This is a genomic window from Phenylobacterium sp., from assembly GCF_030693625.1.
Classification (GTDB): Bacteria; Pseudomonadota; Alphaproteobacteria; order Caulobacterales; family Caulobacteraceae; genus Phenylobacterium; species Phenylobacterium ferrooxidans.
In genome coordinates this window covers 35,744-55,407 of the sequence record NZ_JAUYAF010000075.1, presented here as the reverse complement: position 1 = coordinate 55,407, position 19,664 = coordinate 35,744, and the positions used below count along the sequence as shown (strand labels likewise).

General features: G+C 69.9%; 22 protein-coding genes. 15 read left to right on the top strand and 7 right to left on the bottom strand.

Features of this window, described 5'->3' with window-relative positions; all coding sequences use genetic code 11:
* From Q8N10_RS17740 to gspN, 14 genes are all read left to right on the top strand, one after another.
* On the top strand, positions 1-1,344 hold a 1,344-nt coding region (locus Q8N10_RS17740; RefSeq protein ID WP_305663967.1), incomplete at its 5' end, for a hypothetical protein.
* A 70-nt stretch (positions 1,345-1,414) separates the two neighbouring features.
* Positions 1,415-4,018, top strand: coding sequence for a TonB-dependent receptor domain-containing protein (locus Q8N10_RS17735; RefSeq protein WP_304774941.1), 2,604 nt, complete (start codon positions 1,415-1,417; stop codon positions 4,016-4,018).
* Positions 4,019-4,138: 120 nt separating this feature from the next.
* Entirely contained in the window at positions 4,139-4,984 is an 846-nt protein-coding gene (locus Q8N10_RS17730; RefSeq protein WP_304774943.1) for a type II secretion system protein N, read from the top strand.
* Positions 4,981-7,026, top strand: coding sequence for a type II secretion system secretin GspD (gspD, locus tag Q8N10_RS17725; protein WP_304774945.1), 2,046 nt, complete (start codon positions 4,981-4,983; stop codon positions 7,024-7,026). Before Q8N10_RS17730 ends, gspD begins: the two co-directional genes overlap by 4 nt.
* Positions 7,023-8,504, top strand: a complete 1,482-nt coding sequence (gene gspE / locus Q8N10_RS17720) for a type II secretion system ATPase GspE (protein WP_304774948.1) — start codon at positions 7,023-7,025, stop codon at positions 8,502-8,504. The genes gspD and gspE overlap by 4 nt, the downstream gene beginning before the upstream one ends.
* Complete coding sequence (gene gspF, locus Q8N10_RS17715) at positions 8,491-9,705, top strand: type II secretion system inner membrane protein GspF (protein WP_304774951.1); 1,215 nt, start codon at positions 8,491-8,493, stop codon at positions 9,703-9,705. Before gspE ends, gspF begins: the two co-directional genes overlap by 14 nt.
* Before the next feature lie 17 nt (positions 9,706-9,722).
* A complete protein-coding gene (gene gspG, locus Q8N10_RS17710) occupies positions 9,723-10,163 on the top strand; it encodes a type II secretion system major pseudopilin GspG (protein WP_304774954.1) in 441 nt (146 codons plus the stop codon).
* Positions 10,138-10,617: a GspH/FimT family pseudopilin gene (locus Q8N10_RS17705; protein ID WP_304774956.1), complete on the top strand. Its 480-nt coding sequence runs from the start codon at positions 10,138-10,140 to the stop codon at positions 10,615-10,617. The genes gspG and Q8N10_RS17705 overlap by 26 nt, the downstream gene beginning before the upstream one ends.
* Positions 10,601-10,966: a type II secretion system minor pseudopilin GspI gene (gspI, locus tag Q8N10_RS17700; protein ID WP_304774958.1), complete on the top strand. Its 366-nt coding sequence runs from the start codon at positions 10,601-10,603 to the stop codon at positions 10,964-10,966. The genes Q8N10_RS17705 and gspI overlap by 17 nt, the downstream gene beginning before the upstream one ends.
* A complete protein-coding gene (gene gspJ / locus Q8N10_RS17695; protein WP_304774960.1) occupies positions 10,963-11,544 on the top strand; it encodes a type II secretion system minor pseudopilin GspJ in 582 nt (193 codons plus the stop codon). The genes gspI and gspJ overlap by 4 nt, the downstream gene beginning before the upstream one ends.
* Entirely contained in the window at positions 11,541-12,512 is a 972-nt protein-coding gene (gene gspK / locus Q8N10_RS17690) for a type II secretion system minor pseudopilin GspK (protein WP_304774962.1), read from the top strand. The genes gspJ and gspK overlap by 4 nt, the downstream gene beginning before the upstream one ends.
* A complete protein-coding gene (gene gspL, locus Q8N10_RS17685) occupies positions 12,509-13,624 on the top strand; it encodes a type II secretion system protein GspL (RefSeq protein WP_304774964.1) in 1,116 nt (371 codons plus the stop codon). Before gspK ends, gspL begins: the two co-directional genes overlap by 4 nt.
* A complete protein-coding gene (gene gspM / locus Q8N10_RS17680) occupies positions 13,621-14,094 on the top strand; it encodes a type II secretion system protein GspM (protein ID WP_304774966.1) in 474 nt (157 codons plus the stop codon). Before gspL ends, gspM begins: the two co-directional genes overlap by 4 nt.
* On the top strand, positions 14,091-14,831 hold the full coding sequence (gene gspN, locus Q8N10_RS17675; protein WP_304774968.1) for a type II secretion system protein N: 741 nt from the start codon (positions 14,091-14,093) through the stop codon (positions 14,829-14,831). The genes gspM and gspN overlap by 4 nt, the downstream gene beginning before the upstream one ends.
* Here gspN and Q8N10_RS17670 read toward each other — a convergent pair.
* Together Q8N10_RS17670 and Q8N10_RS17665 are read right to left on the bottom strand one after the other, a co-directional pair.
* Positions 14,828-15,610 (bottom strand): A24 family peptidase, encoded by a 783-nt coding sequence (locus Q8N10_RS17670; protein WP_304774970.1) that lies wholly within the window; start codon positions 15,608-15,610, stop codon positions 14,828-14,830. The genes gspN and Q8N10_RS17670 overlap by 4 nt on opposite strands.
* Complete coding sequence (locus tag Q8N10_RS17665) at positions 15,607-16,140, bottom strand: hypothetical protein (RefSeq protein WP_304774972.1); 534 nt, start codon at positions 16,138-16,140, stop codon at positions 15,607-15,609. The genes Q8N10_RS17670 and Q8N10_RS17665 overlap by 4 nt, the downstream gene beginning before the upstream one ends.
* A 318-nt stretch (positions 16,141-16,458) precedes the next feature.
* On the opposite strand from Q8N10_RS17665, the gene Q8N10_RS17660 reads away from it, so the two are divergent.
* Positions 16,459-16,773, top strand: coding sequence for a hypothetical protein (locus Q8N10_RS17660; RefSeq protein WP_304774974.1), 315 nt, complete (start codon positions 16,459-16,461; stop codon positions 16,771-16,773).
* A 146-nt stretch (positions 16,774-16,919) separates the two neighbouring features.
* Here Q8N10_RS17660 and Q8N10_RS17655 read toward each other — a convergent pair whose 3' ends face one another.
* The 5 genes from Q8N10_RS17655 to Q8N10_RS17635 form a co-directional block, all read right to left on the bottom strand.
* A complete protein-coding gene (locus tag Q8N10_RS17655; RefSeq protein WP_304774975.1) occupies positions 16,920-17,834 on the bottom strand; it encodes a mechanosensitive ion channel family protein in 915 nt (304 codons plus the stop codon).
* The gene (locus Q8N10_RS17650) at positions 17,834-18,085 is read right to left on the bottom strand and encodes a hypothetical protein (protein WP_304774976.1); all 252 of its coding nucleotides are present in this window, start codon (positions 18,083-18,085) and stop codon (positions 17,834-17,836) included. Before Q8N10_RS17650 ends, Q8N10_RS17655 begins: the two co-directional genes overlap by 1 nt.
* A gap of 66 nt (positions 18,086-18,151) precedes the next feature.
* Positions 18,152-18,340, bottom strand: coding sequence for a hypothetical protein (locus tag Q8N10_RS17645; RefSeq protein ID WP_304774979.1), 189 nt, complete (start codon positions 18,338-18,340; stop codon positions 18,152-18,154).
* 126 nt (positions 18,341-18,466) lie between these two features.
* Complete coding sequence (locus tag Q8N10_RS17640; protein WP_304774982.1) at positions 18,467-18,637, bottom strand: hypothetical protein; 171 nt, start codon at positions 18,635-18,637, stop codon at positions 18,467-18,469.
* A gap of 79 nt (positions 18,638-18,716) precedes the next feature.
* Positions 18,717-19,583 carry an alpha/beta fold hydrolase gene (locus Q8N10_RS17635; RefSeq protein ID WP_304774983.1) on the bottom strand — a complete coding sequence of 289 codons (867 nt, stop codon included), beginning with the start codon at positions 19,581-19,583 and terminating at the stop codon, positions 18,717-18,719.
* Positions 19,584-19,664: the final 81 nt, after the last annotated feature.

The window sequence follows — 19,664 nt, the reverse complement described above, 5'->3', positions numbered from 1 at the left end:
ACCGGCGGCGGCACGGGCGGCGGCGGCACGGGCGGCGGCACGGGCACGGGCGCGGCGGCTGACTGCCCCACCGGCACCACCAACGTCGGCACCGTGGCCGCAGGGACCCTGCGCAACTGCCAACTGCCGGCCAAGATCACCGGCACCCTCAACCTGCCGCTCCGCGCCGGGACCGTCTACTCCGTCACCGGACGGGTGGACGTGGGCGACGACATGGGCGGCGACGCGGCGGCTCCCAAGGCTGGCGCGGTCAAGGGCGTCCTCTCGGTCGACGCCGGGGTCCGCCTGTTCGGTTCGGCGGGCCTGGACTACATCGTCGTGAACCGCGGCTCGCAGATCTTCGCCGACGGCAACGCCGCCCAGCCGATCATCTTCACCAGCAAGCAGAGCATCGAGGGCACCACCGGGGTCGACTCGATCGGTCAGTGGGGCGGCCTCGTCGTCCTGGGCCGAGCCAACATCAACAACTGCCCCGGCACCACGCCTTATGGCAGCGCCACCTGCGAGGCCCAGGTCGAGGGCACCAACGCCTTCTACGGCGGCAGCTCGAACACCGACAACTCCGGTGTCCTGCGCTACTTCCGCGTCCAGCACTCCGGCTTCCAGATCCTCCCGAACAACGAGCTGAACGGCATCACCCTGGCCGGCGTCGGCAGCGGAACGCTGGTCGACTACGTCCAGGTCCACAACAGCTCCGACGACGGCATCGAGTGGTTCGGCGGCACGGTGAACGCCAAGCACCTGGTCCTCACGGGCAATGACGACGACGACCTCGACACCGACAGCGGCTTCAAGGGCACGGTCCAGTTCGTGATCGTCCGCAAGCGCGCCAACGGCGGCGACCGGGTCTTCGAGACCAGCAACGCCAACAACCGCCAGCCGCCCTCCACCCCGCAGTTCGCCAACGTGACGGCGATCGGCCGCACCGGCGGCAACGACAACTACGTGCTCAACACCGGCACCGACGCCCGCCTGTACAACAGCGTGCTCACCGCCCCGGCGGCCTCCACGGTCGCCTGTATCGACATCGACGACGCGGTGACCAAGGCGACCTTCAGCTCGGTCTACATGTCCTGCCCGGTGGCCTTCCGTGAAGACTCCAACGTCGGCGCGGCCGCCATCCAGGCCATGTTCGGCGCCGGCGCCAACAACACCTCCAACGGGACGTCGACCCTGACGAGCGACTTCATCAACGGCGCCAACGAGAACGCGGTGGTCGCCACCAACCTGACGGCGATCAACCCCGCCTTCACCGCGGTCACCTACATCGGCGCCGTGCGCAACTCGACCGACACCTGGTGGCTCGGTTGGACCTGCGGCCTCACGGCCGGCTCGACCTGCTGATGCGGAGCGGGCGGCGGCGATTTTCGCCGCCGCTCAACTTCGTCCCGTTGACACAGACAAGGCTCCGAACATGAAGACCTCCCATCTCTCGCTGAGCGCGCTCCTGCTCGCGACCACGGCGCTCCTCGCCCCTCAAGTCGCCCTTGCTCAAGCTGCGTCGCCCGCCGCTGAGACCGAGGTTGAAGAACTGACGGTGCTCGGCCGCTTCATCCCCGACGTCATGCGCGAGACCTCCGAGGTGTCCTCGGTTCTCACCATCGAGGACCTGAAGCGCGCCGGTGACGACACCGCCGCCGTCGCCCTGACCCGCATGTCGGGCCTCAGCCTGGTCAGTGGCCGGTTCGTCTATGTCCGCGGCCTCGGCGAGCGCTATTCGTCGGCCCTGCTCAACGGTTCGCCCCTGCCGAGCCCCGAGCCCCTGCAGCGGGTTGTCCCGCTGGACCTGTTCCCCAGCAACATCCTGGCGAGCACGGTGGTCCAGAAGACCTATTCGGCGAGCTATCCCGGCGAGTTCGGCGGCGGGGTGATCGACCTGAAGACCATCTCGACGCCGGTGGAGCCCTTCTTCTCCTTCGGGTTCAGCGTCGGCGCCAACAGCGAGACCACCCAGAAGGACGGGCTGACCTATTACGGCTCCGACACCGACTGGACCGGCTATGACGACGGCGCCCGCGAAACGCCCGGCCCGCTCGCGGCGGCGCTCGCCGACCGCAAGCGCCTGACGGACTCCAACTTCACGCCGGCCCAGCTGCAGACGATCGGCCAGAGCTTCAACAACGCCCCGATGAACCTGCTGCAGAAGAACAGCAACATCGACTTCGACTACAGCGTGGACGTCAGCGCCGGCCGGACCTTCGACCTCGGCTTCGGCACGCTTGGCCTGATCGCGGTCGCCGGCTTCGACAACGCCTGGCGCACCCGGGTCGGCATCCAGCAGGAGGGCTTCGTCCAGGCCGGCAACATCGAGGTCCGTACGGACTACGACTACCGCTCCACCCAGAACGACATCGTGCTGAACGGCCTGCTGGGCGCCAGCCTTCAGTGGGGCGACCACGAGGTCAAGTGGACCAACTTCTACGTCCACTCCACCACCAAGGAAGCCCGCAGCCGGGTCGGCTACGACGATCTGGCCGGCGCAAATGTCCGCGACGACTACACCGAATGGTTCGAGCGCTCGCTGAGCAACACCCAGCTGGTGGGCGCCCACGAGTTCGGGCAGTTCGAGATCGACTGGCGCGCGGCCTACGCCCGCAGCACCCGCGACGCCCCCTATGAAAAGGGCATCCGCTATCGTCTGGTGAACGGCGTCTACGAGCACAACGCCTCGCAGGAACAGAACTACACCCGCTTCAGCGAGGTCGAAGACACCGTCGCCAGCGCCGGCATCGACTTCAAGTACACCGTGCCCCTGTCGGACGCCCGCGAGGCGATCCTCAGCGGCGGTCTGGCCTATTCCGACAACGACCGCCACGCCGAGGCCCGCGAGTACCGCTTCCTGGCGCTGAACAACTCGCTGCCCCAGGACGTGCGTCGCCAGCGCGTCGACTACCTGCTTTCGGACTTCAACATCGGCCCCAACCTGCTGGTGGTCCGCGAGACCACCGGCTCGGAGGGCGCGGCCGCTTACCGCGCGGCTCTGGAAGTCCAGGGCGCCTACGCCCAGGTGGACGCCGAAGTACTTCCCCTGGTCCGCGCCGCGGTCGGCATCCGCTACGAGGACGCGACGCAAAGCGTGACCCCGGTGGACCTGTTCGGCGGGGTCCCCCCCGTCGCGCCGCCGGCCCTTGAGAACCAGTACTGGCTGCCCGCCGCGACGGTCACCTGGAACTTCGCCGAGGACATGCAGCTGCGCCTCGGCGCTTCGAAGACCATCGCCCGCCCGCAGTTCCGCGAGCTGGCGCCCCAGCAGTACCTGGACCCCGAACTGGATCGCCTGTTCATCGGCAACCCCTATCTGGTGGACACCGAGCTGCTGAACTTCGACGCCCGCTACGAGTGGTACTTCGACTCCGATCAGTTCGTGACCCTGGGCGTCTTCTACAAGGACCTGGAGAAGCCGGTTGAGGCGGTGGTCAACGAGTCCGGCGCGACGGTGCAGCAGACCTATATCAACGCCCCCAAGGCCCGCCTCTATGGCGCCGAGGTCGAGATCAAGAAGTACTTCGATCCGGTGATGGAGACCGGCTGGCTGGCGAGCAAGCGTTGGCTGGTGGGGCTCAACTACACCTACTCCAAGTCCGAAGTGCAGGTTGAGGCCGGCGACCTGGTCTACCCGCTCGCGGGCGGCGGCTCCTCTCGTCTGGCCCAGGACTATGTGAAGGACGGCAGCGCCCTGCAGGGCCAGTCCGAGCACCTGGCCAACGCCCAGTTCGGCTACGAGGACGAAGAGGCGCAGTCACAGGCGACCCTGCTGGTCACCTATGTCGGCGACCGCATCTCCGCCCGCGGCCGCCCTGGGCAGCCGGACCTCATCCAGAGCCCTGGCGTCATGCTGGACTTCACCTATCGCAAGACGGTGACCGTGCGCGACCATGACCTGCAACTGGGTCTGAAGGCGCGCAACCTGCTGGGCGAGGACTACGAAGAGTTCCAGGAACTCGGCGCCGGCAAGGTCTACGCCAACCAGTACGAAATGGGTCGCAGCCTCTCGGTGAGCGTCAGCACCAAGTTCTAAGCCCTGTCATGACGGCGTCCGGCCAGGCCGGGCGCCGTCATACAACTGTCGCCTCTGCGTCATATAGCGAGGCGCCGAACGCCGGGTTCGGAGGGCGCCGTTCCCAGTGGAAACAGATAGATGCCGCGCGTGTTCGACGATTGGCGCCGGGAGAGCTGGCGCCCGTCGCCTAAGCTCATCCGCCAGGTTGTCGAGACAACCCTGATCCTGCTGCTCGCCCTGCAGGCCGCCCGGCTGACCTGGCTGCTTGCGACCCCCGCCGGTCCGATGGGCGACGTCACACAGTACGCCAGCGCGGCCCCCGCCCGACCGGTGGACCTGACCATCCTGCAGCGCTTCGATCCCTTCTTTCGCGTTCAGCCGAGCCAGACCCTTGCCGCCGGTCCCGCGCCCGTCGAGGGCGGCCTGAGCCTGTTTGGTGTTCGCACCAACGGCGGTGGCGGCGGGTCGGCGATCCTGGGGACGGCCGACGGCGCCCAGGCCCTCTATTCCCTGGGTGAGGACGTCGGTAACGGCATGGTGCTGCGCGCGGTGGCCGCCGATCACGTCATCCTCACCCGCGGCGGCTCGCGCACCCGACTTGAGTTTTCCAGCGGATCTTCGCTACCGCCTCCGCCGCCACCTCCGCCCATGGGCGCCGTGCTGGCGCCCGCCAGCGCGCCCGTCGCCCAGGCGCCTTCCCAGGGGCTTGGTCCCAGCCAGTTCCTGAGCGCCGCGGCCCTCAGCCCGGTGATGGCGGAGGGCCGGGTGACCGGCTACCGGGTGATGGCCCGGGGACGCGGCGAGGCCCTGGCCCGCGCCGGCCTGCAGGACGGCGATGTGCTGCTGGCCGTGGACGGCTCCAACCTCAATCCGGAACGGCTCAGCGAGCTGCCGGACCTGCTCGCCAAGGCCGCTGACGTCGAAGTTCGCTTCGCGCGCAACGGCCAGCCCATGACCACCCGGCTAAGAACGGCGCCCCAGTGAAACGCATCATCTCACTCATCCTTTCCGCAGCCCTGCTCGCCGCCGCGCCCGGCGCGCCTGTCTTGGCCCAGGAACAGGTCATCAACCTGCGCGACGCCGACATCCGCGCCTTCATCCAGGATGTCGCCCGCGCCACCGGCCAGACCTTCGTCATCGACCCGCGGGTCCAGGGCCGCGTCAGCGTGGTCAGCCAGGAGCCGCTGTCGAGGACCGAACTGTTCGAGGTCATGCTGTCGACCCTGCGGGCCAACGGCCTGGTGGCCATTCCCACCGGAACCGGCGCCTATCGCATCGCCCCGGAAGAGGGCGTCGCCTCGCAGCCCAGCTCGGCCGGCGGCGGGCTCGGGTTCGCCACCCAGGTGTTCCGTCTGCGCACCCTGGACGCGGCGTCGGCGGCCGAGACCCTGAAGCCCCTGGTCGGCCGCCAGGGCGTCATCCTGCCCAGCCGCCGCGGGAACCTGCTGGTGGTGGCCGACTACGCCGACAACCTTCGGCGGATCCGAACCCTGCTCTCGCAGATCGACCAGGACAGCAGCGTCACCGAGACCGTGACCCTGCGCAGCAGTTCGGCCCGCGAGATGGGCGAGGTGATCAACGAACTGCTCAAGGCGCCCGGCGAGGCCGCCGGCGCCCGCAACGGCGTGGTGTCGGTGGTGGTGGTGGGGAGCAGCAATTCGCTGATCCTGCGGGGCGACGCCGCCACCATCCGGCCCCTGCTGGCCACCATCGCCGACCTGGACCGCCGGGCGGAGTCCAGCAGCGATATCCGCGTGATCCAGCTGCAGCACGCCAACGCCGATCAGCTGCTGCCGGTGCTGCAACAACTGGTCGGCCAGACCGTGAGCGCCCCGGCCACCGCCGGAGGTTCGGCCGGTTCCACGCCTGCCGCCGCCACGACAGCGGCGACGGGCGCGGCCATCGGCGGCGGCGCGGCGCGGGCCAACATCGCCCGCTTCGCCGGAGCCAACGCCATCGTCATCGCCGCCGACCCGGAGACCCAGCGGACGCTGGCCGAGGTCATCCGACAGCTGGACACGCGCCGCCAGCAGGTGCTGGTAGAGGCCATCGTGGTGGAGGTTTCCGACGACACCGCCAAGCGCCTGGGGGTGCAGTTCGCCCTGGCCGGGACCAACGGCTCCAGCGTCCCCTTCATGGCCACCAACTACTCCAACAGCGCCCCCAACCTGATGGCGATCACCGGCGCCCTGGCGGCCCAGGAGAATCTGCCGGAAGACTCCTCGACCCTGGCCCTGCTGCGCGACACCGCCCTGAAGTCCCTGCTGGGCGCCAACGGGGTCATCACCGGCGGCGGCGGGCGGATCAATGACGACGCGCTGTTCGGGTTCATCGTCAACGCGGTGAAGAACGACACCGCCTCGAACCTGCTCTCGACCCCCTCGATCCTGACCCAGGATAACCAGGAGGCCAAGATCCTGGTGGGTCAGGAAGTCCCCATCACCACGGGCGAGGTGCTGGGCGACGCCAACGCCAACCCCTTCCGCACCATCCAGCGGCAGAACGTCGGCGTGCAGCTGGAGGTGAAGCCCCAGATCAACGCCGGGGGCGCCATCACCCTGTTCCTGCGCCAGGAAGTCTCCAGCGTCGCCGGGCCGGTGAGCGAGAACTTCAACGAGCTGATCCTGAACAAGCGCGAGATCGAGACGACGGTCAGCGTCGACGACGGCGAAATCATCGTCCTTGGCGGGCTGCTCGATCAGAACGAGCGGACCTCCGTGGAGCGCATCCCCCTGCTGGGCGACATCCCGGGCCTGGGCCATCTGTTCCGCAGCACGGCGCGCCAGGGCGGCAAGACCAACCTGATGGTCTTCATCCGGCCGACCATCGTCCGCAGCGCCGCCGAGGCGCGCGCGGTCACCGCCACACGCTACGGCTACATCCGCGACCAGCAGGCGGCCCGGAGCAAGGACGGGATCAGCGAACTCGATCAACTGGTCCGCGAATACATGCGCGCCGCCCCGCCGGTCAGCGCGCCCATGCCCGCGGCGCCGCCCCCGCCCAGTCAGCTGCCGGCGCCCCGATGACAGCGGCGCCGCTGCTCGCCTACGGGTTCGCCAAGCAGAACGGCGTCGTGCTGCTGGAGGTGGACGACCTGGCTCATGTCGGTCTGCGCGAAGGCGCCGATCCGATGGTGCTGGTGGAGGTGCGCCGCGCCCTGCGCAGGCCCCTGAAGGTGCAGGCCCTGTCGCGGACCGACTTCGAGCGGCGGCTGTCGGAGAGCTATGGCGGCGAGGGGCTGTCGACCGGCGCCGAGGACTTTGAACTCACCGGCGGCCTGGAGGGACTGGTCGACGACATCCCGGTCACCGCCGACCTGCTGGACGCCCAGGATGACGCGCCGATCATCCGCCTGATCAACGGCCTGATCGCCGAGGCGGTGCGGCTTGGGGCCTCGGACATCCACATCGAGTCCTTCGACGCCAGCCTGGTGGTGCGCTTCCGGGTGGACGGGGTCCTGCGCGAAGTGCTCAGCCTGTCGCAGCGTCTCGCCCCGTTGCTGGTCTCCCGCGTCAAGGTCATGGCCCGGCTGGACATCGCCGAGAAGCGCGTGCCGCAGGACGGGCGGATTTCGCTGTCCCTGGGGGGGCGCTCACTCGACGTCCGGGTCTCGACCCTGCCGTCGCGGGCCGGCGAGCGGGTGGTGATGCGGATCCTGGATCAGGCGCAGGCGGGCCTGGGCCTGGCCGATCTCGGCATGACGCCCTCGGTGCTGGCCACCTTCAGCGCCGCCCTGCGCGAACCCAACGGCATCATCCTGGTGACCGGGCCCACCGGCTCGGGCAAGACCACCTCGCTCTATGCCGGCCTTGGCGTGCTCAACGAGGCCAGCCGCAATATCCTGACCATCGAGGACCCGGTGGAGTACGCCGTGTCCGGAATCGGCCAGACCCAGGTCAACACCAAGGTCGGCATGACCTTCGCCGCCGGACTGCGGGCGATCCTGCGCCAGGATCCCGACGTGGTGATGGTGGGCGAGATCCGAGACGCCGAGACCGCCCAGATCGCGGTCCAGGCCAGCCTCACGGGCCACCTGGTGCTCTCGACGGTCCACACCAACGACGCCGTGGGCGCCATCACCCGGCTGCGCGACATGGGCATCGAACCCTTCCTGCTGGCCTCCACCCTGCGGGTCATCGTGGCCCAGCGCCTGGTGCGCCGCCTTTGCCAGGTCTGCCGCAAGCCCGAGCCGGCCGATCCCGCCTCAGCCCGCCTGGCCGGGGTCTGCGAGGGCGACACCCTCTATCGCGCCGCGGGCTGCCCGGCCTGCAACCAGACCGGCTATGTCGGCCGGATCGGGGTCTATGAGGCGGTCCGCATCGACGACCGCATCCGCCGGCTGATCAGCGAGAACGCCAGCGAGGACGAGATCGCCGCCATCGCCTTCGAAGCCGCGCCGGCCCTGACCCAGGAAGCCCGCAGCTATGTCGCGGCCGGGATCACCACTGTCGAGGAGGCGATCCGGGTCACCCGCCAGGAGACGGCGAGCGATGTCGGCGTTTGAGTACGACGCCCTCGATGGGGCCGGACGGATCCGCAAAGGGGTGATCTCGGCGGCCAGCGAGCGCGTCGCGCGCCAGGAGCTGGAGAGCCGCAAGCTGGTCCCCACCCGGCTGGCCCCGGCGCGCGCCGACAGCCGCGCCCGCAGCGGGCCGGCCCTGTTCGGACCCCGGCTCGGCGCCAAGGCCCTGGCCCTGGTCACGCGACAGCTGGCCACGCTGATCGCCGTGGCGCCGCTGGAGGAAGCCCTGCGGACCATCGCCCTGCAGGCCGACCGGCCCCAGGTGCGCCAGGTCCTGTCGACGGTCCACGCCGCGGTGCTGGAGGGCCACCGACTATCGGCGGCCCTCTCGCGGGAGCCGAAGTCGTTTCCGGCGCTCTACCGCGCCATGGTGGCGGCCGGCGAGAGTTCCGGCGCCCTGCCGTCGATCCTTCAGCGCCTGGCCGACCTGCTGGAGCGGGACGAGCAGGCGCGGGGCAAGGTGGTGACGGCCCTGGTCTATCCGGCCGCCCTGGCGGTCACCGCGGTCTCGGTGGTCATCGCGCTGATGACCTTCGTGGTGCCCAAGGTGGTCGAGCAGTTCGAGTCGATGGGCCAGACCCTGCCGCTGCTGACCCGGGTGGTCATCGTCATCTCTACCGGCATGCGCGACTGGGGCTGGCTGGCCCTGCTGCTGCTGATCGTCGGGGGAGGGCTGTTCGCGCGCGCCCTGCAACGGCCCGCCTTCCGCCTGCGGGTGGACGGCGCCCTCCTGACCCTGCCGATCTTCGGGAAGCTCATTGGCGACCTGCACGCCGCGCGCCTGGCGCGGACCCTGGCCACCATGATCAGCGGCGGCCTGCCCGTCCTGGAGGGCCTGCGCATCACCGCGCCCACCGTCCGCAACCGGGTGCTGCGGCAGGCCACCGAAGAGATGGCCGTCACCATCGAGGAGGGGGGAAGCCTATCGACCGCCATGCGCCGCGCCGACGTCTTCCCACCGCTGCTTATCTATATGACGGCCGGCGGTGAGAGCAGTGGCGGTGTCGACGTGATGCTGGAGCGCGCCTCGGAATACCTGGAGCGCGAATTCAACACCTTCACGGCCGTCGCGCTCAGCCTGCTCGAGCCGGTCATCATCCTGATCATGGGTGGGATCGTCACCCTGATCGTCCTGTCGATCCTGCTGCCGATCCTGCAGATCAACAACCTCGCCCTGTCCTGAAGGAACCTGCGATGGACATGCCTCGCCAAATCCGCCGTCCCCATGCCGAGGCCGGCTTCACCCTCCTGGAACTGATGGTGGTGATCGTCATCCTGGGGCTGCTGGCGACCGTCGTCATGGTCAATGTCCTGCCCAGCCAGGATCGCGCCATGAAGGAGAAGGCCCGCGCCGACATCTCGGTGCTGGAGCAGTCGATCGAGGGGTATCGGCTCGACAACTTCGCCTTCCCCACCAACGAGCAGGGGTTGCAGGCGCTGGTCACCCCGCCGGCCGGCATAACCCGTCCCGACCGCTACCGCGAGGGCGGCTATATCCGCCGCCTGCCGCAGGACCCGTGGGGCAATCCCTATCAATACGCGGTGCCGGGCGAGAAGGGGCGCTTCGACATCTATTCGTTCGGGGCGGACGGCCGCAAAGGTGGCGAGGGCGACGATGCCGACATCGGCAACTGGAGCTAGGCCTCTTTCCGAACGGGGCTTCACCCTGGTCGAGCTGATGGTGACCCTGTTCATCATCGGCCTGATCAGCGCGGCCGTCGTCATGACCGCGCCCGATCAGGGACCGACGCCGGGCGGGGAGGCCGAGGTGCTGGCCGCGCGGCTCAAGCGCGCCCAGGAGGAGGCGGTGCTGACCAACCGCGCCGTGGACGTGGCCGTCGATACAGTCGGCTACCGGTTCAGGGTCCAGGGCCGCGACGGCTGGACGCCGCTCACCACCGCGCCGTTCGAACCCGTCGCCTGGAGCCCGGGCCTGAAGGTGGCCGTCGTGGCCGCCGACGGCGCCCAGGGCGTTCGCTTCGATCCCACCGGGGTCGCCGGCGCCGCCCGCATCACCCTTTCGCGCGCGCCCCGCCAGGCCGGGGTAGCCGTCGACGACGCCGGGAATGTGAAGGTCGATGTCGCGCCGGGCTGAAGGCTTCACCCTCATCGAGCTGCTGGTGGCGCTGGCCGTGTTCAGCCTGGCGGTTGTCGCCCTGCTGAACCTGGCCGGCGAGACCACGCGCGCGGCGGTGGCCCTGGAGGAGCGGACCTTCGCCATCGTGGTGGCCGAGAACCGCGCGGTGGAGCTGCTCACCCAGCCCGAACTCCCCACCCTGGGCGAGGATCGCGGCGCCGAGACCGCCGGGGACCGGACCTGGGCCTGGACCCAGCAGATCAGCCGCACCGCCGACCCCGCGGTGCTCCGCATCGATGTCCGGGTGACCCGCGCCGACAGCGACCGCACCCTGGGCGAGGTCACGGTGTTCCGGGGGCGCGGATGAAGGGCTTCACCCTGGTGGAAATGCTGGTGGCCCTGTTCATCTTCAGTCTGCTGGCTGCGGCCGGCGTGACGGTGATGCGGTTCACTGTCGACAATCAGGTGGCCGTGCGCGGCCGCATGGACCGCCTGGGGGACATCCAGCGAACCCGCGCCCTGCTGAAGAGCGACCTGGAACAGGCCGCCCCGCGCCGCACGCGCGACGAGGCCGGCACCCCGGCGGCGGGACCCTTTGGCGGCGGTCCGCCGCCCGGCGCGTTGCTGGCCTTCAGCCGGCGGGGCTGGGACAATCCCGACCGAGCCGCGCGCGGCTCCCTGCAATATGTGGAGTACCGCGTCGAGGACGGCCGCCTGGAGCGGCGATCGCGACCGGCGCTGGATGGCGCGCGACTGGGCGAGCCGCAGCGGCTGATCGACGGCGTGCAGGCGGCGGATGTGGAGTTTCTCTCGCAGGGCGCCTGGCGTCCGACCTGGACCTCCTCGTCGAGCGTCCCCATGCCCCAGGTGGTTCGCCTGACCCTGACGCTCAAGTCGGTGGGCGAGGTGCGCCAATTGTTCCTGCTGCCGGGAGGCGCCTCATGAGGCGGCCAGGCGAGGAGGGGGTGGCGCTGCTGACCGTTCTGCTGCTGGTGGCGGTGATGTCGGCGCTGGCGGTGGGGGTGCTCGACGACATCCGGTTCGGCATCCGGCGCACCGCCAATGGAGAGGCCATCAGCCAGGCCCGCTGGTATGCGCTGGGCGCCGAGACCCTGGCGCGACGTCGCCTGGTGGAGCTGGCCGGCGACAATGCGCCCGTCGCCGCTGAATGGAACGGCCGGACCTTCACCTTCCCCATCGACGAGGGCACGCTGCAGGGCCGCATCAGCGACGGCGCGACCTGCTTCAACCTGAACAGCGTCGTCGACGGCGTGGGGGAATCCTATCGCCGCCGCGATCTGGGCGCCGCGCAGTTTACGGCGCTTCTGGAGGCGTTGCAGGTCGCGCCGCGGACCGCCGAAGCCTTGACCGGGGCTCTGGTGGACTGGATCGACAGCGACGCCCTGCGCGAGACCGGCGGCGCGGAGGACGAGACCTATGCGCGAGGGGCCAAGCCCTACCGCACCGCCGGCGCCCTGCTGGCGGAGGTCAGCGAGCTGCGGGCCGTCCACGGTTTCGATCCCGCGCTCTACGCCCGGGTCCGGCCCTTTGTCTGCGCCCTGCCGACCACGATGCTCTCGCCGATCAACCTCAACGCCCTGACCCCGCAGCAGGCGCCCCTGGTCGTCATGCTCACCGACGGGGCGGTCACCGTGGAGGCGGCGCGGCGCGTCATCGCCGGGCGCCCGGCGCAGGGCTGGTCGGAGGTGATGGCCTTCTGGCGCATGCCGCAATTGATCGACCTGCAGCCCTCGGCCGATGTGATCGCCCAGGTCGCTGTGCGGTCGCGCTTCTTCAACCTAGAGAGCGAAGTCAGCTATCGCGACGCCGTCGTGGTGGCGAGCGCGCTGTTTGAGCAGGACGCCGCAGGCGGAATTCGCCTTGCCGCCAGACGTTGGACGAACGACGAATGAGCAGAACCCGCATCGTCCTGGCGCCCCAGGGGGCCGACGCCGCCCCCCATTACATGATCGTCGATCGGGCGGGTGTGGTCGTCGCCCGCGGTGAGGCGCCCATCGGCGTCGGCCGGCCGGCCGAGCCCCTGCGTGAGGTCCTGGTGGTCCCGGGGTCGGAGGTCAGCACCCGTTGGCTGCATCTGCCGACCCGCAACCTGGCTCAGGCCCAGGCCGCGGCGCGCCTGCACCTGGCCGACCAGTTCGCCCTGGCCGACGAGAACCTTCACCTGGCCATCGGCCCGCTGGAGGAGGATGGGCACCGCCTGGTGGTGGTGGTGGCCAGGCGCCTGCTGCAGGTCTGGCTCGCCGACGCCGCCCTGCATGGCGTGGTTCCCGATGTTGTGCTTCCCGATCACCTGATGCTGCCAGCGCCCGCGGGGGAGGCGCTGTCGGCGGCGCCCCTCGGCGGCCTGGTGGCGGTGCGCGGACGGCGCATGGCCATGACCTTGGAGCCTGACCTGGTGGCCATTGTCCTGCAGGGCCGCGACGTGGTGATGCTGCAACAGCCTGAGGCGATCGAGGCGGCCCTGGCGGCCGGGGCGGCGGCCCCGCTCGTCAACCTGCTGCAGGACGAGTTCGACCCCGCCCGCGAGAGCCGGCTCGACTGGCGCAACCTGAAGCGGGCGGCGATCCTCGCGGGCGTCCTGGTTCTCAGCTTCCCGATCCTGTTCGGAGCCCAGGTCCTGCGCGACCACCTGGCCGCCGGCAGCTTGGAACGGCGCGCCACCCAGCAGGCGGCCACGGTCCTGCCGGCCGGCGCGGCGATCTCCGATCCCGCCGGCCAGACCCGTACGCGTCTCAACGAACTGCTGCTCGCCGCTGGCGGCGGGCCGACGGGCCTGGTGGCGAACCTGTTCTCAGCCCTCGAGACCATCGAGGGCGCCCAGCTGGAGAGCCTGGTGCTGGCGCCCGACGGCGCGGTGCGGGCGCGGATCAGCTACGGCCAGATATCCGATGTCGAACTGCTTCGCGCGGCCATGCGCGGGGCGGGAATCCCCATGCGGGACGAAGCGACCCAACAGGAAGGCCCCCGCGTGATCAGCGACGTAATCCTGGGAGCGCGCACATGATGGCGTGGTGGAACGGCCGGACCCGGCGCGAGCAGGTCCTGCTTGGCGTGATGGGCGCCTGCCTTGCGCTGGTGGTGCTGCTGTTTGGCGTCCTGCGCCCCCTGCAGGCCGCCGCGAGGGCCGCGTCAGAGCGACATGCGGAGGCGGTGCAGGACCAGGCTGAGGTCGCCCGGAATGTCGCGGCGATCGCCCGGCTGAAGGCGCCCGCCAAGGCCCCGCCCCGCCGGCTGCCCCTGGAAGCGGCGGTCAGCACCACGGCCGCGGCGGCTGGCATCGCCCTGGGGCGCGTGGAGGCCGATCCCTCGGGCGGGCTCCGGGTTTCGGCGCCGTCCGTCGCGCCCACCGTCCTTTTCCCGTGGCTGAGTCTGCTGCAGCGTGAGCATGGCGTGGCCGCGACCCACCTGGCCATCGTGAAGAACGACACGGGCGGCCTCACCCTGGACGCCACCCTGGAGAGGGCAGGGTCATGAGTCAGCTCCGTCTGGCCCAGATCTTCACGATCGCCCTGGCGCTGCTGCTGATCGGCCTGGCGCCGCTGCGGCTGGCCTTGGACGCCATGGGCGCCGCACGCCGTGGCCTCGCGGCCCGCGAGGCGAGCGGCACGATCTGGCGCGGGCAGCTGCAGGGCGCGCGCTTGGGCGGGGTCGAGCTCGGGGATGTGCGCCTGGGTCTCGATGTCGCCGGTCTGTTCCTGGGCGGCGGCCGGGTCTGGTTCCGCACTCAGGGGCCGATCTCGGCGAAGGGTGTGCTGCTGCTGTCCGGCAAGCGGGCGGGCGGGCGCAGCCTGGACGGGACCCTGCCGCTGGGCTTGGTGATCCCCAAGGCTCCGGTCCACGGGCGGCTTGGCCTGAAGGACGTGGACCTCGAGTTTCGCCACGGCCTCTGCCGCTCGGCCGGCGGGCGGGTCTCCCTCGACCAGCTGGCCCTTCCCGGAGGCGCGCCGCTCGCCCCGGCCCTCGTCCTGTCGGGCTCGCCGACCTGTCGCGGGGGCGCCGCCGTGATCCCCCTGAGCGGATTGGCCGACGGGGTGGCGATCGATGTGCTGATCCGGTTGGACGGCGCGGGCGGATACCGGCTGGAGACCGTGCTGCGGGCGACTAACCCCAGGTTCGCGGCTCTGGCGGCGCTCAGTGGGTTCGAGCGGACCATCGACGGGTTCCGGCGAGTGGACCAGGGACGTCTGGGCGGTGGCGAAGCGCCGCCCTAGGGTAGGCGCACGCCGCCCAAGGGGCCGTAGAGCCAGGTCAGCCAGGTTCCGGCCGCCAGGAATACGCCGAACGGCAGGCGCTGGTCGGCCGTGACCTTGCGCCCGGCCAGCAGGCTGGAGGCCACCAGGCTCAGACCGGCCAGCGAGGCCCACAACAGCGTGGTCGGCAGGCCTATCCATCCGACCCAGGCCCCGGCGCCGGCCAACATATAGGCGTCGCCGCCCCCCAGACCCTCGCGGCCGCGCAGGCGCCGATAGAGGGCGGCGATCGTCGCCAGGCTGAGAAATCCGGCCCCCGCCCCGATCAGGCTGTGCAGCGCCGCCTGCGTCCCCGAGGCCGCTGAGACCGCCAGTCCCGAAGCGACCAGGGGGAGGGTGACCACGCGGGGCAACCAGAAGTGCTCGGCGTCCAGCAGGCAGAGCAGGAGCAGTTGCCAGGCCAGCAGGGCGCCGGCCAGGGCCAAGGGGCCCGGATGAACGACGCCCGCCCAGACCGCCAGCAAGGCGCAGCCCACCTCCAGCAGCAGGTAGCGCCGGGCGATGGAGCTCCCACAGGTGCGGCAGCGGCCCCGGAGCGCAACGAAACTCAGGATCGGAACCAGGTCCAGGACGCCCAGCCGCCGACCGCAGCCGTCGCAAGCCGAACGCGCCGCGCCGACGGGCCTGCCGACCGGCAGGCGCAAAGAGATGAGGCCGATGAAGCTGCCGGCCACGGCGCCCAGCGTGGCGGCGAGCGCCGTCCAGCCCCAGTCAGGCAGGCTATGGGCGTCGAGGATCATCCCTGCCTGTCGAGAATTTGCCAGATGTCGTCAGGCGGCACCTGGAACAGCAGGCCAATCGCCCGCGGCGAGGCGCCCTCCGCGTGCAGCTTGCGGGCATAGTCGATCTGATGGGCCGTGAGCTGCATCCGACGCCCGGCCTCTCCCCGGCGACGGCGCGGGACCGGGGGCAGGGTCTGGCCCGCCTCGTGATCGGCCAGGGCGTCGACCAGGGCCAACAGGCCCGGCCGCGGCTCGAACCGCATCGGCTCCTCGGCCTCACGGGCCACGACGATGACAGCGCCCTTGCGAAACACCTCGCGCAACAGATGAACGACGGCGCCGGTGGTTTGCCCGAACACCTCCAGGCCATGGACGGCCAGTTCATCACGGGGCTTCAAGCGCGCGATCAGCCGCAAGAGGCGACGAAGCGCATCCGGCGTCATGGCTGGCTCCTCGACGACCACGTCGCAGGCCTGCTGCGCCAGACGCAACCGCTGGACCTCGGCGGACGGCGATTGCGGCCCTTCGACGATGATCCCGTAGCGCATTCTGTGGCGCCGTCTCCCTTGCGCGTCGGCCTTCGCAGGCCCGCAGCGGCTTGAAAAGCCAGCTATCCATCAGCCGCGCGACAGTTTCATGAATCTTTGCCTGCCGCGAGGTGGCGGTCACGCAGACATCACATTCCACCGAAGACTCCGCGGAGCCAGGTCGGTCGCAGGCATCCCTGCGGAGCCGCCACCGGGCGCCGCCTTTCATGACGCTTCCGTGTTTCTGCGGCGCATAGTCACATAAACTTCACAACGACCCAAAAGGGCGTATCCTGTGGTCAAGCCGGATTGAACCGGCCTCTTTTTAGGGAGAAGGCCATGCGTTCGTTATTGCTGGGGGCCGTCATCGCCGCCGTGAGCCTGGGCACCGCAAACGCCCAAGCGGCGAAGTCGGTCGCCGTCGCGGCCAAGGACGCGGCCGCTCACGCGACCAGGACAGAGCCCGCGACGCGGAAAGTCTTTGTTTGCGACAATGAAGACCTCACTCGCCGCTCATTCGCCCGCGCCTATGGCGCTGTCGAGTTTGTCACCGCCGAAGAAGCCGTGAAGTCCGACGCGGCCTGGAGCGGCGCAAAGTGCATGCGCAGTTCCGAACACATGCGTCTGAAGCGCCTGAAACTCGCCGCGCGCTGACCCGGCCAGCCGATGATGCAGGGCCGCCTGGCCTGCATCATCGGTTCAAGCCGAAGAGGCCAACGAGCTGCTGGCCGGCGAGATGAGCCATCGGGTCAAGAACCCGCTGACCATCGCGACATCCCTTACCGCCATCACCTCGCGCGTCAGGCGGTGGCGCCGTCGGATGTATGGCGGACCCGTTCGGCCATCACCTGGTGAGGGTAGGGGAAGCTCAGGCCGCGGGCCTGGAAGGCCTCCTTGACCCGTTTGACCAGGTCGAACCTCGTATCCATCCACTCGTCCGGCGTCGTCCAGCAGCGCAGAGACACGCTGACGCTGCTGTCGGCGAGGGCGGTGACCTTGGACCAGGGCGGCGGAGAGGACAGCACCCGCTTGTCCTCCCCGGCGATCGTCAGCAGCAGCTCCAGGGCGAGGTCGAGGTCGTCCTCATAGTCGACGCCAAAGACTAGGTCGATGCGCCGCCGCCCGGCCTGGGAAAGGTTGACGATCATGTCGCCAAACACCTTGCCGTTCGGCAGGTAGACCGTCAGCCCGTCAAAATCGAGCAGCCTGGTGTTGAAGAGATCCAGCCCTGACACCACACCCTGCCGGCCGTTCAACTCGACGCGGTCCCCGACGCGATAGGGTCTCTGCAACAGGATCATCACGCCGGCGGCGACGTTGCCCAGAGTACCTTGGAGCGCCAGGCCGATCGCCAGGGACGCGGCGCCGAGAACCGCCAGGACCGACGTCGTCTGCACCCCAAGCTGCTGCAGCACCGCGATCAGGCCGATGGCGATGATCAGGTATTTCACCAGGGCCGAGGCGAAGTCCGCCAGGGTCTTATCGGCCGGGGTGTGACGACTGAACCGCTCCATGCCGCGTTCGGTCACGCGGGCGACGCGCTTGGCCGCCCATAGGGTGATGGCCAGGATGACGATGGCCACGACGATGCGGACGGAGAACGAGGCGACCACGGCGGCAAGGCCCCGCAGCATCTCGGCATCTCCCGAGAAGGCGGCGTCCATCGCGCGCGTAAGTGGGGCGACGGGATCGGCCTTGGCGACTTCGGCGGGCATCAAGCGTCCTGGATGGGTCGGGTGGGGCTGTGCGGCGGGATCACTGGCCGGTCAGTTCCGGCTTCTCGTCGCGGTCGGTCGGTCGTGTCTGCAGGCCGCAGGAGGTCAGGATCCATCGCCAGCGGGTCCTTCACCAAGCCGCGCTCGATCGCCGTATAGGAGAAGGCCTCCTCCTGCCCGTCGTCCAGCAGTTCCGGCTCGCCGGTGATGGTGGCGTCCTGGTGGGGCTTGGGCGGCTTTTCAGCGGGCATGGTGTGTCCCTGTGGAGTTGGAGATACTTGGGTGATCGCGGCCTGGGACCCGCGTCACATGCAGCGCTAGGCGGCGACGGCCGCGCCCCGCGCCCAGGCCTGGCAGATGTCGTGAACGATCTCGGCGGCCGCCATGGCGCGGGCGCTTGCGGCGCCCGAGGCGCGTGTGCGCCCGTCGGGGGGGAAGGTCGCCCAGGACCAGCAACCGTCTGATATCGAGTGGGAGAAGCCGGCGGCGGTCGAGAGACTGAGCATGGTCCTGTGCGGCCTCGGCCGCCCTGTCTGGTGGACCGAAGTAACGGGGGGACGGACGGGCGGTTCCCACGCTTCCGCCCCGCGGCGGGCGGCTGAAGCCGCACCAGGCGGCCTCAGCCCGCCGGCCTACTTCTTGAAGGTCGCCCCGATGACGCCGGCGTCTGGCCCGTCGGGGCCGGCCGAGCGTTGCTCCTTCTCGGCCGTGCGCTTCGTGCCCTTGTCCGAAACCAGCCCCTTACGGTCGCCCAGGGGCTGGGCGGCGTTGGCCTCGCGGCCTGGTGTCTGCGGCTTGCTCATCTGCGTTCTCCTGAGGGTTCGCAGATGAAAGTTCCCGGCCCTCCCGGCAGTTCCGCAGCCAGGCGTCGGGAGAGCGTGGCTACTCGGCCAGGAAGGTTTCCACCTCGGCCATGAAGGCCTCAAGCCTGTCGTGGTGGACCCAGTGGCCGGCGCCCTCGAAATTCACCAGCCTGGCGTTGGTGAAGTGCTGGATGCGGCCGTCGATGACCGGATCCGACGCCCAGGACTCGGCGCCCCGCACCAGCAGCACGGGGGCGGTGATCTGGCCCCACAGGCGGTGCTGGTCGGAGTGACTGAGGCCGCCGACCCCGCCGCCGGCGTGGTTGTCGAACTTCCAGCTATAGGTCCCGTCTTCGTTCTGGTTGACGCCGTAGATGGTCAGGTGGCGGGCCTGTTCGGGCGAGAGGTGGGGGTTCTGCTCGGCCATGCGGGCGACCGCCTCGTCCAGGCTGGCGTAGCGGCGCGGCGTGCGGCCGGAGTTCTTGCGCCGGTCATCGATCCAGGCGCGTAGGCGCTCCTCCACCGTGCGCTTGGCCTGCTCGGCCATCACGGCCGGGGAGGGGCCCAGGCCCTCGATGGCGACGATCTTCTTTACGCTGTCGGGAAAGGCTCCGCAGTAGTTCAGCGCGATCCCGGCTCCCAGGGAATGGGAGATGATGGTCGCCGGCGCCATGCCCTTCTGATGGATGATCTGGGCGAGGTCGTAGAGGTAGGCCGCGTTGTCATAGCCGCCGCCCACCGCCCAGGCGCTGTCGCCGTGGCCCCGAAGATCCGGCGCGATCACGTGGTAGCGGTCGCGAAGCCGCGCGGCGACCCAGTCCCAGTTGCGGCAGTGGTCGCGGCCGCCATGGACCAGGACCAGCGGCGGGGCCGTCTCATTGCCCCAGTCGACATAGTGCAGACGCAGCCGCTGCGAGAAATAGAAGTGGGATGTCGGGCCTTCCATGGCGGTCTCCGTGCGCAGGAGGGCGAGCCTTAGCACGATGGCGCGCTCTGTCCGCCCTTCACCCCACGTGGGCGCTCGATC

Excerpts from the sequence above, each read along its gene's own strand:
- gspF (WP_304774951.1), top strand. The coding sequence starts at position 8,491 with ATGTCGGCGTTTGAGTACGACGCCCTCGATGGGGCCGGACGGATCCGC.
- gspN (WP_304774968.1), top strand. The coding sequence starts at position 14,091 with ATGAGTCAGCTCCGTCTGGCCCAGATCTTCACGATCGCCCTGGCGCTG.
- Q8N10_RS17705 (WP_304774956.1), top strand. The coding sequence starts at position 10,138 with ATGCCGACATCGGCAACTGGAGCTAGGCCTCTTTCCGAACGGGGCTTC.
- Q8N10_RS17665 (WP_304774972.1), bottom strand. The coding sequence starts at position 16,140 with ATGCGCTACGGGATCATCGTCGAAGGGCCGCAATCGCCGTCCGCCGAG.
- gspL (WP_304774964.1), top strand. The coding sequence starts at position 12,509 with ATGAGCAGAACCCGCATCGTCCTGGCGCCCCAGGGGGCCGACGCCGCC.
- Q8N10_RS17635 (WP_304774983.1), bottom strand. The coding sequence starts at position 19,583 with ATGGAAGGCCCGACATCCCACTTCTATTTCTCGCAGCGGCTGCGTCTG.
- gspM (WP_304774966.1), top strand. The coding sequence starts at position 13,621 with ATGATGGCGTGGTGGAACGGCCGGACCCGGCGCGAGCAGGTCCTGCTT.
- Q8N10_RS17645 (WP_304774979.1), bottom strand. The coding sequence starts at position 18,340 with ATGCTCAGTCTCTCGACCGCCGCCGGCTTCTCCCACTCGATATCAGAC.
- Q8N10_RS17650 (WP_304774976.1), bottom strand. The coding sequence starts at position 18,085 with ATGCCCGCTGAAAAGCCGCCCAAGCCCCACCAGGACGCCACCATCACC.
- Q8N10_RS17660 (WP_304774974.1), top strand. The coding sequence starts at position 16,459 with ATGCGTTCGTTATTGCTGGGGGCCGTCATCGCCGCCGTGAGCCTGGGC.
- gspI (WP_304774958.1), top strand. The coding sequence starts at position 10,601 with ATGTCGCGCCGGGCTGAAGGCTTCACCCTCATCGAGCTGCTGGTGGCG.
- Q8N10_RS17730 (WP_304774943.1), top strand. The coding sequence starts at position 4,139 with ATGCCGCGCGTGTTCGACGATTGGCGCCGGGAGAGCTGGCGCCCGTCG.
- gspJ (WP_304774960.1), top strand. The coding sequence starts at position 10,963 with ATGAAGGGCTTCACCCTGGTGGAAATGCTGGTGGCCCTGTTCATCTTC.
- gspK (WP_304774962.1), top strand. The coding sequence starts at position 11,541 with ATGAGGCGGCCAGGCGAGGAGGGGGTGGCGCTGCTGACCGTTCTGCTG.
- Q8N10_RS17640 (WP_304774982.1), bottom strand. The coding sequence starts at position 18,637 with ATGAGCAAGCCGCAGACACCAGGCCGCGAGGCCAACGCCGCCCAGCCC.
- gspE (WP_304774948.1), top strand. The coding sequence starts at position 7,023 with ATGACAGCGGCGCCGCTGCTCGCCTACGGGTTCGCCAAGCAGAACGGC.
- Q8N10_RS17735 (WP_304774941.1), top strand. The coding sequence starts at position 1,415 with ATGAAGACCTCCCATCTCTCGCTGAGCGCGCTCCTGCTCGCGACCACG.
- gspG (WP_304774954.1), top strand. The coding sequence starts at position 9,723 with ATGCCTCGCCAAATCCGCCGTCCCCATGCCGAGGCCGGCTTCACCCTC.
- Q8N10_RS17655 (WP_304774975.1), bottom strand. The coding sequence starts at position 17,834 with ATGCCCGCCGAAGTCGCCAAGGCCGATCCCGTCGCCCCACTTACGCGC.
- Q8N10_RS17670 (WP_304774970.1), bottom strand. The coding sequence starts at position 15,610 with ATGATCCTCGACGCCCATAGCCTGCCTGACTGGGGCTGGACGGCGCTC.